This window comes from Colwellia piezophila ATCC BAA-637, from assembly GCF_000378625.1.
In the GTDB taxonomy this organism is placed as follows: Bacteria; Pseudomonadota; Gammaproteobacteria; order Enterobacterales; family Alteromonadaceae; genus Colwellia; species Colwellia piezophila.
In genome coordinates this window covers 119873-134698 of record NZ_KB905168.1, presented here as the reverse complement: position 1 = coordinate 134698, position 14826 = coordinate 119873, and the positions used below count along the sequence as shown (strand labels likewise).

Annotated in this window: 9 protein-coding genes; 2 read left to right on the top strand and 7 right to left on the bottom strand. The window is 39.5% G+C overall.

Annotated features, from left to right (window positions below; genetic code table 11):
* Positions 1 to 4: 4 nt before the first annotated feature.
* Positions 5 to 490 carry a transcription elongation factor GreB gene (gene greB, locus F580_RS0115705; protein ID WP_019028700.1) on the bottom strand — a complete coding sequence of 162 codons (486 nt, stop codon included), beginning with the start codon at positions 488 to 490 and terminating at the stop codon, positions 5 to 7.
* Between the two features lie 352 nt (positions 491 to 842).
* Here greB and F580_RS27150 point away from each other — a divergent pair, with 352 nt between their 5' ends.
* Positions 843 to 965 (top strand): hypothetical protein, encoded by a 123-nt coding sequence (locus F580_RS27150; RefSeq protein ID WP_281167229.1) that lies wholly within the window; start codon positions 843 to 845, stop codon positions 963 to 965.
* 297 nt (positions 966 to 1262) lie between these two features.
* Positions 1263 to 3650 carry a Tex family protein gene (locus tag F580_RS0115700; protein ID WP_019028699.1) on the top strand — a complete coding sequence of 796 codons (2388 nt, stop codon included), beginning with the start codon at positions 1263 to 1265 and terminating at the stop codon, positions 3648 to 3650.
* 287 nt (positions 3651 to 3937) lie between these two features.
* On the opposite strand, the gene F580_RS0115695 is transcribed toward F580_RS0115700, so the two are convergent.
* The 6 genes from F580_RS0115695 to F580_RS0115670 all read right to left on the bottom strand — a co-directional run bounded on the left by F580_RS0115695 (position 3938) and on the right by F580_RS0115670 (position 14474).
* Entirely contained in the window at positions 3938 to 5572 is a 1635-nt protein-coding gene (locus F580_RS0115695) for a methyl-accepting chemotaxis protein (protein ID WP_019028698.1), read from the bottom strand.
* Between the two features lie 130 nt (positions 5573 to 5702).
* Positions 5703 to 8639, bottom strand: a complete 2937-nt coding sequence (locus F580_RS0115690) for an ATP-binding protein (protein WP_019028697.1) — start codon at positions 8637 to 8639, stop codon at positions 5703 to 5705.
* Entirely contained in the window at positions 8640 to 8858 is a 219-nt protein-coding gene (locus tag F580_RS0115685) for a hypothetical protein (protein WP_019028696.1), read from the bottom strand.
* Positions 8859 to 9084: 226 nt separating this feature from the next.
* Entirely contained in the window at positions 9085 to 10182 is a 1098-nt protein-coding gene (locus F580_RS0115680) for a DcaP family trimeric outer membrane transporter (RefSeq protein WP_019028695.1), read from the bottom strand.
* 244 nt (positions 10183 to 10426) lie between these two features.
* Positions 10427 to 12004, bottom strand: a complete 1578-nt coding sequence (locus F580_RS0115675) for a methyl-accepting chemotaxis protein (RefSeq protein ID WP_026301477.1) — start codon at positions 12002 to 12004, stop codon at positions 10427 to 10429.
* 283 nt (positions 12005 to 12287) lie between these two features.
* Positions 12288 to 14474 (bottom strand): TonB-dependent siderophore receptor, encoded by a 2187-nt coding sequence (locus F580_RS0115670; RefSeq protein ID WP_019028693.1) that lies wholly within the window; start codon positions 14472 to 14474, stop codon positions 12288 to 12290.
* Positions 14475 to 14826 lie beyond the last annotated feature (352 nt).

The window sequence follows — 14826 nt, the reverse complement described above, 5'->3', positions numbered from 1 at the left end:
ACTATTATTTCGCTATCGCCTTATAACGAATAGCTATAATATCAAATATACGTTCACCTTCCGGGGTTTTCACTACGACTTCATCATCAACGGTTTTACCTAATAATGCTCGGGCCATGGGGGAGTCGATACTTATTTCTCCGCGTTTAACATCCCATTCATCCGGGCCAACTAAGCGATAAACGACTTCAATATCCTCTTCATTGATTAACGTAACCCAAGCACCAAAAAAGACTCGCCCTTCTTGCTGGGGATCAGGGTAAACAATATTGAGATCTTCAGTGCGTTTCATTAAAAATCGAACGCGGCGATCAATTTCACGTAAACGTTTCTTACCGTATTGGTATTCGGCATTTTCACTGCGATCACCTTGCGCAGCCGCTTCACTTACCGTGCGAGTAACTTGGGGGCGCTCAACCCTCCATAAGTATTTTAATTCTTTATCTAAGCGATCCCAGCCCGCGCGGGTTATATAGTTTGATTTTTTCATCGGATATTTTTAATAATAAAAGACTAGTTTTACTGATAATATCAAAAATAGTCACTACTTTGTTATTCCTGTTATTCAACAACCCAGCTTTTTAGTTAGTAAATAGTATTTGTTGGCTATGAACTCGAGCACTTATTAAGGTAATAATGAAGGGCAAGCGAATTTTAGGCCCTTATTGTATATATCTTGATGTCATATGGTCTTTAAAATACGGCTGGATTCATAACTTCTTTCGCGTCGCGGTGGCGACTACACCCAGAGAGGGCTATCGCCGAGCCCTCTCTGGACTCTCCCGGCGCTGCGAACAAAACCTAATCTTTCATTCAATCAAGTGTTTCGAGGAGCCGCGTTAATGAACATCCCTGTCCAACGCCGCTTTTTCATCATCCCTGATGAAAACACCTGCACACTTTCAATCATTTCAGGGTTTTACCACGCAGATTCGGTGATTTTGGCTACTTTGGTGCTTAATTGACGTATTTGAAAGTATTAGCAGTTACGAACATCTAGGTAATGTAGGGAGTTGCGGAGGTGATAAAAGCGAGTATCACAAGCATGACGGTATATACGTCTCGCTTGTTTACTCAGTAATGCTGAATTACTTGTGGTCGCATAGTTACCTTACATTAGCAACAATGAAATATAGAAAAACCGTAAAGTTAAAATGAACTTGCTCCGGGTAATATTGTTGGCTAACGCGCGACAATGTTAGTCACAATAGTTTTCTGTTATTATGCCAAGCTATTTATTACCCTGCTGGAATCTCAATTTAATGTTAACTATTGCCGAGCAAATCGCTCAAGAACTCAATGTTAACGCGGTACAAATTCATGCCGCTATTACCTTACTTGATGGTGGTGCCACGGTGCCATTTATTGCGCGTTATCGTAAAGAAGCGACCCAAGGTTTAGATGATAACCATCTTCGTCATTTAGCTCAGCGTTTAAGTTATTTACGTGAGTTAGAAGACCGCAGACAAGTTATTTTAGTGAGCATAAAGCAGCAAGATAAACTGAGCGCAGCATTAGAAAAGTCAATTCAGCAAGCTGATAGTAAAACTCGACTTGAAGATCTCTATTTGCCCTTTAAACCCAAGCGTCGCACTAAAGGTAAAGTAGCCACAGAAGCAGGCTTGGCACCGCTAGCGAATAAATTATTTAATAACTGGCAACTTGTTCCCACAGAAGAAGCGAAAGCGTTTATTAATAAAGCGGCAGGTTTCGAGGATGTTAAGTCAGTGCTTGATGGGGCTAGTTATATTTTAGCCGAACGCTTTAGTGAAGATGCCAACTTAATCGCCAAATTACGCCGTCATATACTTAAACAAGCTCATTTGACTAGTAAATTGGTTAAAGGCCAAGATAAAGCGGCAGCTAAGTTTCGTGATTACTTTGCACATAGTGAAAAACTAAGAACAGTGCCTTCTCATCGAATGCTGGCTATGTTGCGCGGTAGAAATGAAGGTTTCTTACAGCTTCATATTGATGTTGACCCAGGGCAAGAGGTAAAAACAAGCAGTAGTGCTGAACAAATTATTAGTGAGCACTTAACGTTGCGGTGCTTTTCAGAAGGTAAGAAACAGGCAGGCGCTGAGTTTTTAACCAAGGTAGTACAATTAACTTGGAAAGCTAAATTCAGTATCAGTTTAACGACTGAATTGCTAACTAGCTTGCGTGAGCAAGCCGAGACCAAAGCAATAGATGTATTCTCTAATAATCTTACCGACTTGTTAATGGCAGCACCAGCGGGGGCATTAGTCACCTTGGGTTTAGATCCAGGCTTAAGAACCGGTTGTAAACTTGCCATTGTTGATGGCACTGGTAAGCTATTACACACCACTACTATATTCCCTCATGCGCCACAAAATCATTGGGATAAGTCGGTTCGAACTTTGGTTAATATTTGTCGCCAATATAAAGTCGAGTTAGTCGCTATTGGTAATGGTACCGGCTCACGTGAAAGTGACAAGTTGCTTGCTGAGGTTATCCAAACCTTTAAAACCGATGAAACTAAGTTGCAATTAACTAAAGTGATTGTCAGTGAAGCAGGGGCCTCTGTTTATTCTGCCTCGGAATTTGCCGCGAATGAATTTCCAGATCTAGATGTGTCTATACGTGGCGCGGTTTCTATTGCTAGGCGACTACAAGATCCATTAGCAGAATTAGTTAAAATTGATCCGAAAGCTATCGGTGTTGGCCAATATCAGCATGATGTTAGCCAAAGCCAGCTCAGTAAAACGCTCGATGATGTGGTCGAAGATTGTGTCAATGCGGTGGGTGTGGACTTAAATAGTGCTTCAGCTGCGTTATTAACCCGTGTTTCAGGGTTAAACAAAACGATGGCTAATAACATTGTCGCTTTTCGAGATAGCCAAGGTCGCTTTACCAATAGAAAGCAATTGAAAAAAGTCGCTCGTCTAGGGCCAAAAGCGTTTGAGCAAGCGGCCGGTTTCTTACGTATTAGCGATGGTGATAACCCTTTGGATCAATCAGCACTGCACCCTGAAAGTTACCCTATTGTCGAGCAGATCATCAGTCAATTAAAGCTCGATGTTAACAAAATCCTTAATAATGATGAGCAATTGAAGTCACTAGATATTAGTCAGTTAACGAATAATGATATCGGTGAAATTACCATAAAAGGCATTATTAAGGAGCTAGCAAAACCGAGTCGAGATCCTAGGCCGGCCTTTAAAAGTGCTAATTTTGCCGAAGGCGTTACTACCATGGCCGACTTAACCTTGGGTATGATTCTTGAGGGAGTGGTGTCAAATGTCGCTAATTTCGGTGCCTTCGTTGATATTGGTGTGCATCAAGATGGTTTAGTACACATTTCATCAATAACAGATAAGTTTGTTAGTGATCCAAGAGAAGTCGTTAAGGCTGGCGATATAGTTAAAGTGAAGGTATTAGAAGTAGATGCTGCTCGTAAACGTATTAGTTTAACAATGCGCTTAGATGAACAAGCGGTTGCTCAAGCTCAAAGGCCTACTCAAGCGCACAATCGTGATAGCAAGGCTAAACATAAGCCAGCAAAGCCGAATAATAAAAACCAGCAAGGACAGTCATCTAATCAACATAATAAAGCAAAAGCTAAAAAGGTAGACAACGCCGTTATGGGTAACGCCTTCGCCGATGCTTTTGCCAAGTTGAAGAAATAAAAAACAGTTAATTCAAATTAATTGTTAAAATAACGTTGACTATCTTAATGAGAATGATTATCATTCATTTCGTTGCTTAGGCAGTGAATGCTCTCTCACTAAATAGGTAACAGAAAGGTACGGAACTTAGTGGTTATGCTCCAGGACACATAACCACTAAGTGACCACTTTGGAGTTCTACAGAGTTCTGCTCAGTTCAATTCACGTTAAAATTTTTGATGGTTTAGCCAGTAACATTTTCTTGATGGCAATGTGTTACTGGCTTTTTTATGTCGATGAAAGTATCGCTAAATTTTAAAGCGACCAACAACCTCTGACATAGCATTACTGCTGACTTTTAATTGCTGGCTAGTTTCACTAAGTTGTTCGGTTGTTGCCAGTGATTGATCAGTCATACCCGCTAGATCATTAATACGTAAATTAACCTCGTCAGCCGCCTGGCTTTGTTGCTCGGTAGCTCTTGCTATTTGTGTGTTCATATCAGAGATGACTTCCATCAATCGATCAATTTCAGAAAGAGAATCATCTGCTTTTGCTGTTTGTTCAACGGTTTTCAAGGAGATATCTTGGCTGACTTTCACCGCGGCAACGGCTTCTTGAGCACCCGCTTGTAATTTTTGAATCATTTGTTGAATTTCATTGGTACTTTGCTCCGTACGGTTGGCTAAAGTACGTACTTCATCAGCCACTACGGCAAAACCACGGCCTTGCTCGCCGGCGCGTGCTGCTTCTATCGCTGCATTTAACGCTAATAAGTTCGTTTGCTCAGCAATACCTCTAATCACATCAAGCACTGAGCCTATATTGTCACTTTCAGAAGCGAGGCTAGCGACCACTTGGCTAACATCATCAATGTTGCTCGACAGAGATTGCATTTGGGCAATGGTATGAGAGATGATTTCTTTACCTTCAGAGGTATTATTTCTGGCATCATTTGCGGCTTGTTCAGCAGAGCTAGCATTATCACTAACTTCCTTAATTTGTGAGGTCATTTCTTCCATTGCCGTGGCAACTTGCGCGGTAATGTCGTTTTGGTTTTGTATTAATGACTGAGTGGTATTACTAGCACCAGAAACTGCTTCTGCATGGTCTAAAACTTGTGAGGTATTATCGGCGACATCTTGTAATAACTGGCGCATCTTACCGGTAAATTCATTGAAAAAGGTCGATAGCCGAGATATCTCATCTTGTCCACTGGCATCTAAAGATTTGGTCAGATCACCTTCACCCTGGGCGATATCTTTCATTAATTCTGCCGCTGAGCGGGTTGGAACTAAGATACTTTTACCAATAATGTAACTTAGCCCAACAATAATTAAGGTTATAATTACACTATCTAATATCACTCTATTGCGGTGCTCGGCAAAGGTAGCATCAATATCATCTAGGTAGGTGCCTGTGCCAATAATCCACTGCCAAGGAATAAAACCTTTTACAAAACCAATTTTGTCTACGGGGTCATCAAAGCCTGGTTTTGCCCATTTATAGTTAATAAAGCCCTCTCCTGTTGCTTGGACAATATTTACCATTTCTACAAAGAGTGCTTTACCATCAGGGTCTTTTACACCTGCAATATTTTTACCGTTGAGTTGCGGTTTTATTGGGTGCATTATCATATTAGGGGTAAAGTCGTTAACCCAAAAATAATTGTTGGTATCGTAGCGCAAGTTGGCAATGATGCTCAGCGCCTGCTCTTTTGCTTTCACTTCACTGAGATCGCCTTGTTGCTGTAATGCATAGTGGTGTTCAATGATGCCGTAAGTATTATCGACTAACTCGTTAGTAGTGATTTTTTTTTGGGAAATTAAGGATTTATACTCTTCGAACAAGTTCATGACATTTAGTGTGCTAAGGCCAATAATGATTAATACCACCAGCATGGCTAATCTTTGCTGTATGGTAAATTTTCGCAAAAAACCCATAGGTTACCCTTTAAAATTGCTTCACTATTTAACAGTTTAGTTCAATTATTCTCATAATCACGCAAAATAAAATATAAAGAGATGACCGTTTAAAAAAAACACGCATGACATTCCTACAGGTTTTCATTAGTTATGGATTAATAGAGTCAGGGATAGATATCTTAAAGGTTTTCCCGTGAGCTTGGTCAGTTATCAGTTCTATGGTGCCCTTTAACTTTTGGGTAACTAAGTTGTAGACAATATGTGCCCCTAAGCCTGAGCCTCCTTGACCTCTTTTGGTAGTATAAAAGGGTTCAAATAACTTAGATTTAGTCTCTTCATTTAACTTGCAACCGTTATCAGAGAAGTTCAATTCAATACTTTGAGCTAAGCGCTTAACGTCAATGGTTATTTCACCACTGCCATCAGTCACATCAGTAAAGGCATGTACTAAGCTATTGATAATCAGGTTATTAGTGATTTGGGCTATGGCGCCAGGGTATGAGGTAATTAATACATCTTGAGCGCAAGTGAGCTTTATATTCACCTGTGCCTGTTTCGCTTTTGGTCGTAATGATCGAATAACGTCTGCTAAATAATCATGCACATTGATCATGCGCTCATCATCAACAACACTATCAACAGCAATGAGTTTAAAACCCTCAATTAACTTGACCGCACGGCTAATATTGCGCAGTGAAAGGTCAAAACCCTGATTTAAATCATCAGTAAATTTTGATAATTGTTTTACACTTAGCGTTTGGTCATCCATCGCGTTAATAATAGTGAAGCATTTATCTTTCATAAAACTGATAGAAGTAAGGACTATACCAATAGGGGTATTCACTTCATGAGCAACGCCTGCGACAAGCCCGCCAAGTGATGCCATTTTTTCATTTTCTAGTAGTTGTCCTTGGGTAAGTTTTAATTCTTCGAGGGTATTATTCAGCTCGTTATTACTCTGGCTTAACGCTTGGGTTCTTTCTGTTACTCTGAGCTCTAAATCTTCGTTCAATGACTTAGCTATTTGCTCTGCTTTTAAACGCTGTTTTATCTCAGTTTCTAATTTTATTATAGTGTCGAGTTGCTGTTTAGCATGGCTCTCGAGTAGCTCGCGTTTTTGTTGATGAAAATTCACTTGTTCAAACATTTCTTTAGGAGATAGTTGTAATTGCGCGAAAAACTGTGAGAAATAACTGGCTAATTGTTGCTCTTCATCGATATTAATTAAATTAATGTTATTAAAAGCTTTGTAGGCGGAAGCCATACCAATAGCACCCGCTAAACTATTCAGTGCCGAATTTTTTAATGATGACAGTTCGACAATGTTGATGTGGTCTTGGTCGCGTATTTCAGCTTTGGTTAATGATTGTTGTAATTTTAATTTAGCTAAATCTTCAGGAAGATATTGCTGGAAAACTTTTGTGATCAGGCGTTTCTTACTGTGCAGCTCAATAGTGGCAGGGGTTGTGTCGTCAAAGTCGTTTTTGAAATAAATATTTTTAATATCAACAAATTGATGGGAAATTTTTTGTTCTTCTTCTGACATTTTAGTAAATAAAGAAACCCCGACGTAACAAAGAATATTAGCGAGCAAGCTCCACAGCAAGCCATTGGTTAAGGTACTAATTCCTTGTATGGCAAAAAGTTGCTCTGGATTAAACCAATAAAAGAAACCACTGTCTTGAGAGAGTATTGTCCAGTCTAACCAGCCAGAACGAATTAAAGATGGTAATAATGAACAATAAAACCAAAAACAAGCACCGACGGTAAGTCCGCTATATGCTCCGGCTAAATTACCTTTACGCCAAATTAATCCGCCTATCAATATCGGTGCAAATTGCGCGGTGGCAACAAAACTTATGCTACCGATATTAACAATCAGTTGGGAGTCACCAATGACGCGATAATAAAATAGGCTTAAAAAAAGTATTGCGAAGACCATTAACCAACGTAAAGGTAAAATCTGGCGCTTAAAAGCCGACAAACTAGGGGTCTGCATGATAACAGGCATTAATATATGATTGGTTAACATGGTTGAAAGCGTCATCGCACTAATCATTATCATGCCCGTAGCGGCGGCAAAACCGCCGAGAAAGGTAATGAGAGCAATAAAAGGTGCATGATTTGCTAACGGTTGAGTTAACAATAATATACCTGACGACTCAAGTGCTCCTGGTGTAATTAAACCCGCGAGTGCAACAGGGAAAGTGAATAAATTGATCAGTAATAAATACAGTGGAAAAAGCCATTTAGCTCTATCTAAAAACTTAGCATCACGGCATTCGACGATACCGACATGAAATTGTCTGGGTAGGGTAATTACGCCCACAGCGCCAATTAACATAAAACTGAGCCATTGCTGGGTAGATATAGTCAGTACGTTAGGGTTGAGTTGTGCTTGGGTGGAAAGTTTTTCAAAGATACTAAACACCCCAGGGTTGATGATATAACAAATCCACAGGGTGCCAATAAGCATCGCTAATAACTTTAGAATACTTTCACCGGCCAGTGCTACCATCATTCCTGGATGTTTTTCTGTTGGATCTATATGACGAACACCAAAAACAATGGTGAAAAATGCCATCATCAAGACAATAATTACATCTAAATAATCAATAAAGGCTAATGATTGTTCGGAGTTCGCTGTCAGTATTAGAAAGCTATCAATAACCGATTTTAATTGGATGGTTAAATAGGGGATGATACCGACTAAGCAAAGTAAGCTAATTAAGGCCGCTAACCCTTGAGATCTGCGATAACGAACCGAGATGAAATCGGCAATACTGGTTGAGTGAAACTCATTTTTTAGCAGCACCATTTTTTTTAATAGGGGAGTCATAAAAATAAAAGTTAGCGTAGTACCCAGATATAAGGAAATAGGAAAAAGGCCTTGTTTAGTCGAGACGGCAATATTTCCAAAAAACGTCCAGGAAGTACAAAAAACAGCCAGACTTAAGGCGTAAGTGTTGGCAGAGTTACGTATTCGTTTCGCGGCTTTACTGTCCGATTGACCCCATTGAGCCAAGAAAAAGAGCGAGATCATATAAATGGCTAATAAGATGACTACCTGGCTAGATGAAATCAATTAAGGTGATTCCTTTAGCGCTAAATCAGTTTTCTCGCTGGTTTTATTATCGATCTGTGCGGGACTCAATGCAGATAACAAAATGACTAATGACCAGCTAATAAAAATGAATAACCAGTTTGCTAACAAAGATACTTCATCAGCTAGCAGCAAGGGCAGAATAAAGGTAAGGAAGGTGAGTATCGCCAGAAAGCCACTTTTTACTATATTGGTCGGCATATTATTTGTCTTTAGGGTGAGGATATTACTTTAGTATAGGTATAAAACTCGTTTCAACGGGGACTTTTAATATTTCCGCGATATTAAATAGCCAAGGTTATTTTTAGTATAAAAAAAGGGAAGCATATGCTTCCCTATAAAATAACCTCAAAGAGGTTAACTAACGCAAGGTGTTATATCAAAAGGTAAATGTCTTATTCTTGTCTTTATGACTCAGACGATAAAACTATAATACGTATTTAGTTGAGAATTGTACGTAATTAGAGTCACCACCCATAGTATTACCTGAGCCAGATGTGGTATTTGCCATCTCAAAATTACCCACTTCTAAACCAAAAGATAATTGCTTAGTTACGTTTTTAAAGATGTTGACTCCCCAATGAGACCGATCTGTATCACGAAGATCAGTTGTGGTATTACCATAAAATGCTGTACTACGCATATCGTCTGTCCAGAAGTGACGATAAGCGACCATGATAGAGGTAGTCTCTTCTGCTGCCCAACTACCGTTACTATTTTTGGCTACGTCTGTAGAAGCGGTAACACCCACGTAACGGCCGACATGACCACCATGTACTTGAAAGCGAAAATCATCTTTACCAAAGGTATTAATACGACCGGCAATACCAAAACCTATCGCAGATTCTGAGCCATCAAGGGTTTGTAATTGTCGAGCTAAACCTGAAACAGAAACATTACCCCAGTCGCCTTTAAAGGTATATTTACCAATAAAGTCGGGCACAGAATCATCGCCATGAACACCTTTGTAGGTTTCAGGGTTTTCGATAGATAGTTGTAAACCGCCATTGGTATATCGAACCTGACCTTGACGAATAAAGGCAGAAGCTACTAACGGGCCACCAAAGTCGGCGGCTTCAGCAAGAGAACTGGTGTTTTGAAAAGTGGTCCAGGTTTGACCAACTAATACATTTTTGTACTTAACAAAGGCATGACGTAAACGTGGCTTGGAAGAGTTGGAGATAATTTCATTACCACCACCAGAGACGGCATCACCGTAAAAATCCATTTCAATAAAACCAGTGACATCACCATGCACATATTTAGTGTTAAAGCGGGTTTCATTGGCGGCAAAACCAAAGTTAGAGATGTCGCTATCTAGCACAGTACCACCACCGTACCAGTAATCGTTTGCAGCAATATTACCACTGGTATAACGAGCATCAACTTTTATGTAACCACCAAAAGTGATGCTGTCACCGTCATCTAATGTAATGGTATAACCGGCGTTCGCGGCACCTGTAACTGCTAATAAACTGGTTGCTAGTACTAGTTTTTTAACCTTAAATAATGAATTTTTAAACATGGTATTCCCCATTTTATTTATTTATTTTAATATGACTTATTATATGTTTTAAGTGTTTAGACTTTGTTGAGATCTTAAATGCCTCTTATCGTTTTACTTTATAACTCGTTTGGTTGTTACTTTTTGTTATTGAATGATAACTTAGTGTGTAAAGTGAACAAAAGGAATTAGACCTAAGTCTACATTGTTAAAAATTTGGGTAGACATTAGTCGATTTCTAATGAGTTCTAACCTTTTGAGATGCTTATTTGGCTTTAAAGCCAATTCTAAAGCCACCCCAATGTTTACCTTGAACAAATATTGGCGCGGACACGTCATGCATAATTTCTCCCGTATCACGCTTATAAGTTTGCAATAGGAATTTATCGGTATGTTTGCCACAGCGAATACCCGTTGGGTCATCAAATATGCGTTTTGTACGGTTATTGATAACATCTGTTGCTGTATTACCGGTAAGTGGTTTAGAGAAGCATTTATTATGGGTAGGAAAGTAACCATTGATATCAACAGCACCTGCGTAAATCATCTCAGGAAACTGTACTAACAAAGGCTCTTGAATTTTAGGTAGGTGTTGATCGGTAAATTTATCAAAAGTGGTACTGTATTTTTTCGGGTCACTGTTACCTATTTGTTGGTAATTGAAGTTAAATAACTGTTGCTGAGCAATAAGGCTCTTTTCAATACTTAGCTCAAATAATTGACTTACTTGACTGGCAGCAAGCTGTGCTTGTTGACACATGTTAGCAATAAGAGAGTTGCTTTCAAAAGACGAAATATGGACGAAAATTGACTCGGTACTATTGGACAACGTTTGCGCTTGCACGGATGCCGCTTGTGTCTCACTACCTTTGCTTAATAAAAAATCATGCAAACGAACTACGGACGTTGAAATTTCTTCAGCAGCAAAGTCTTGTTCCTTTAACGCATGACTAATTTGATCGCTTGCGGCAGAAGAGTCTGTCATTAGTTGATCAATTTCCGCAAAACCGTGCGCCAACTCTGTCATGGTGGTGACGACACTATTTGTTTGTTCAACAATTTTTTCCATCACTTGAGTTGTTTCACTGGTTTCGTCACTGGTTTTCTTAAGCATTTCACCTATTTGTGCGGTAGCGTCGGCTGTTTTTCCTGCTAGTGCTCTGACTTCATCAGCGACAACCGCAAAACCACGACCTTGCTCCCCAGCACGAGCAGCTTCGATTGCGGCATTAAGCGCAAGTAAATTGGTTTGTGATGAAATACCATCAATTACATCAGTAATACTTTGAATAGCTTGTGCTTTTTTTTGCAAGGAATGTATTTTATCTGCGGCATTATTTACCGATAAACTTAGCTGATTGACAATGTTGATATTGTCACCTAACTGAGCGGAGATCGTGGTGCTTGCCGTCATAGCATGACTGGCCTGTTGAGAAGCCAGTACGGCATTATCGTTAATTTGTTTACTGTTTGCTGACATTTGCTCAGCTGCAGTGGCGAGACGGTCAACATCTTCACTGGAGTTATTTATTGCACCACTTAGCAGGGTTAAGAAAAAGCTAATTTCGGCAGAATTAATCGCAAGCTCACTGGCTTTATTATTAATTTTCCCGCCAATTACGCCTAGCTCAATGTTGCTATGTGTTGTTTCTGCTAATTTTTCAGTAGAACGTTGGTTTTTTTTTATTATAATGTTGGACATAACTAAGAACGTAATACAGCTAACAGTGAAGATAAAAAGTGCCGTAATGAGTGCGGAGGCTATATAGATATGGCTCAAATAAGCCAACAAGGTTATTAAAGTAGATAATAAAACAATGGTAGGGTACAGTTTTTTATTCATTTTACTCTCACTAATGACCATGCGCTTTAAACGAAACAAAGTCGGGTTAAATAAACTCCATATACATGTTAACTTCCCTGTTTTTTTTGAAAATATAGCGATAACTAGTAAATCAGATTAACACTAAGTAGAGTAAAAACAATGGTGCGGGCATTAGACTTTAGTGTTGAATAGGAAACTGCGTTGAAGTATTTAGAGGAGAGATTTGACAAAAAAGCCAAGGGGCAAACAGTCATGATCTGTTTATCCTTGGCTATTCATTGGTTTGTTATTTTCAGGTTGATTAAAAGGCTACTTGCATGGCAAGGCGGTAGCTTCTGCCATCACCAACGGTCACATTAGAAGTACCGCCACCCGCGAGGTAGTCAGTATCAAATAAGTTTTGCACATTAAAACGTAAGTTAATGTCGGTATTACTAACGTTAATTTTATAAGTCGCGCCAATATCAATACGGGTATAAGCATCTTTGACTATGGTGTTATTTCCATCAGCAAAACGCTCACCTTGATAAAAAGCACCAGCATTAATTGCTAGGTCTTCGGTAAGTTCATAACGTGACCAAATTGACGCTGACCATTCGGGGGCATCAACAGGGGTCATGCCGGTATAGTTCTTATTTCCATCTTGATTTTTTCCATAAGCAGCATCTAAATACATCATCGAGGTCATAACAAAAAGCTTATCGGTTACTGCACCTTGTGCTGCCATTTCAAAGCCTTTATGACGTTGTTCGCCTACTTGAGTGGTAACCGTGGTGATATTTTCATTTTCACCTTGATAGTCTTCGGTCACCAAAACACCCGACTTGGTAATATCAAATAAAGCCGTCGTTAGTAATAACCGGTCATCTAATAGCTGCCACTTAGCGCCTACTTCATATTGTTTTGAGGTCATGGCATCTATCTCCATGCCATCGTTTAAGTCTTGATCATTATGGATGGTTTCACTGCTTTGTGGTTCAAAGCCTTCGCTGTAACTGCCGTAAAAAGTTGTATTGTCATTTGGGTGGTAAAGTACACCGGCTTTCGGCAGTAGTGATTCATTGTCAGCACCGGTTTTGCTTTGTTTATCGTAACGGCCACCGATCATCACTTGCCACTCTTGGTTAATGGTGATCAAGTCTTGGATATAAATACCATAATAATCATATTCGCTAGTATAAAGGCTGTCATCGGTGGTGTAGCTAATGTCTGGGCGAGGTGGCTCACCTTGACCTGCTGAATATTCAAACGAGTCACCCTTTACTTTCAATTGGCCGTAGTAATAATCAAGGTAGTTAGCACCGACAAGTAAGTTATGCTCTACACCGGCCAGTTCAAATTCACCGGTAAAGTCGATAAACGTGGTAGTAAATTGCCAATCATCATAGCGATCATAAGGCTTTGAGGTATACGAATCACCTTCAACAAAACCACTCGGTTTTTTAGGCGCAGACTCAAAACGTTGGCGTTCAAATGTTTGTTCGTTATAGCCAAACTTTACTTGCCATGAATCACTTAAAATATAATTGGCATCAACACCATAGTTTTCTACGGTAATGTCAGTAAAGGCCCATGACATATCACGAATGGTTTTATCATCGCCAATAATATTGCCTTCATCATCAAGCCAAGCCCCGGTATCTAAGCCTGCTTTATCATTGGTTCTATCATAATGAAGACTCACTAATAAATCGTCACTGATATCATAATCAACAACCAAAGCGCCAAGGAAACGTTCACGCTCTCTTTGTTCACCGTTTTGGTATTCACGTTGATAAATGACATCTTGCTTAACTAAGTTAGCTCTATAACGCAGAGATTCATCTGCCGTAATTGCGCCGCCAGCATCAAGTGTTAATCGGGACGAACCTTCTTGATCAACATCTACGCCTAAGTTGAAAATACTGTTAGTCGTTGGTTTTTTAGTGACCATATTTACTAAACCACCCGGGCCTGACTGGCCGTATAAAATACTTGATGGCCCTTTGATGACTTCAATGCTCTCTAGCGTTTCAATCGGTTGTTGGTAATGTGACCAATGCTGATGACCGTCGCGGAGGTAACCATTTGAAGAACTTAGCTCAAAACCACGCAAATTGAATACTTCGCGGTTACGTTGCTTTGAACCTGCGGTTAAGCTGGCGTCATTGGCAAGTACTTCACCTAACGTTGTGGCTAATTGTTCGTTAATAACGGTAGCTGGAATAACGGTGACCGATTGGGCTGTTTCTAATAAGGAGATATTTGCGCGCATGGCACCATTGGCATTATCCACTTTATAACCATTGAAATAGCTGCCCTTTACTTGAATAACTTCAATGTCTTTAAGGGCCTTAGCTTCTGAAGACTGACTCTGTGCAGCGTTTTTAGTAATTTTTTCTACGACCGGGTCTGTTGGATCCTCAGCGGGATTAGCAGCGGTATTGGCAAAAGCTGCCGTTGAGGAAAGAACCGCACTTACGGCTAAAAAAATTGGAGAAAACTTCATAAATAACTAAAACCTTAATGAATAAAATAACAGGGAAATAAAATAAGTACGAATTCTAATGAGAATCATTATCATTTGCAATAATTGTTTTGTTTTTATTTGTCAGGTAGTAGATTTAGATTATTTAAGGGGGTTTTTATGGCAATAAAAAAGGCCAGCTAAGCTGACCTTTTCAAATGTATGTGCGTAACTAAAGCGTCTGCTTTTTTATTACTTAACCTGAACACTGGTTAATGAATGTTATAACACTATGAAATTTAGATAGTAAATTACACGTTATACACAATGATGTTAGTTTAGTCGTTATCAAGGCATTTTTACGTACCCAATAGCTGGCTATTGGTAGGAAAAA

Bases quoted from the DNA above. Each gene is read 5' to 3' on its own strand.
- F580_RS0115675 (WP_026301477.1), bottom strand. From the start codon at position 12,004: ATGAATAAAAAACTGTACCCTACCATTGTTTTATTATCTACTTTAATA.
- F580_RS0115700 (WP_019028699.1), top strand. From the start codon at position 1,263: ATGTTAACTATTGCCGAGCAAATCGCTCAAGAACTCAATGTTAACGCG.
- greB (WP_019028700.1), bottom strand. From the start codon at position 490: ATGAAAAAATCAAACTATATAACCCGCGCGGGCTGGGATCGCTTAGAT.
- F580_RS0115680 (WP_019028695.1), bottom strand. From the start codon at position 10,182: ATGTTTAAAAATTCATTATTTAAGGTTAAAAAACTAGTACTAGCAACC.
- F580_RS0115695 (WP_019028698.1), bottom strand. From the start codon at position 5,572: ATGGGTTTTTTGCGAAAATTTACCATACAGCAAAGATTAGCCATGCTG.
- F580_RS0115685 (WP_019028696.1), bottom strand. From the start codon at position 8,858: ATGCCGACCAATATAGTAAAAAGTGGCTTTCTGGCGATACTCACCTTC.
- F580_RS27150 (WP_281167229.1), top strand. From the start codon at position 843: ATGAACATCCCTGTCCAACGCCGCTTTTTCATCATCCCTGATGAAAAC.
- F580_RS0115670 (WP_019028693.1), bottom strand. From the start codon at position 14,474: ATGAAGTTTTCTCCAATTTTTTTAGCCGTAAGTGCGGTTCTTTCCTCA.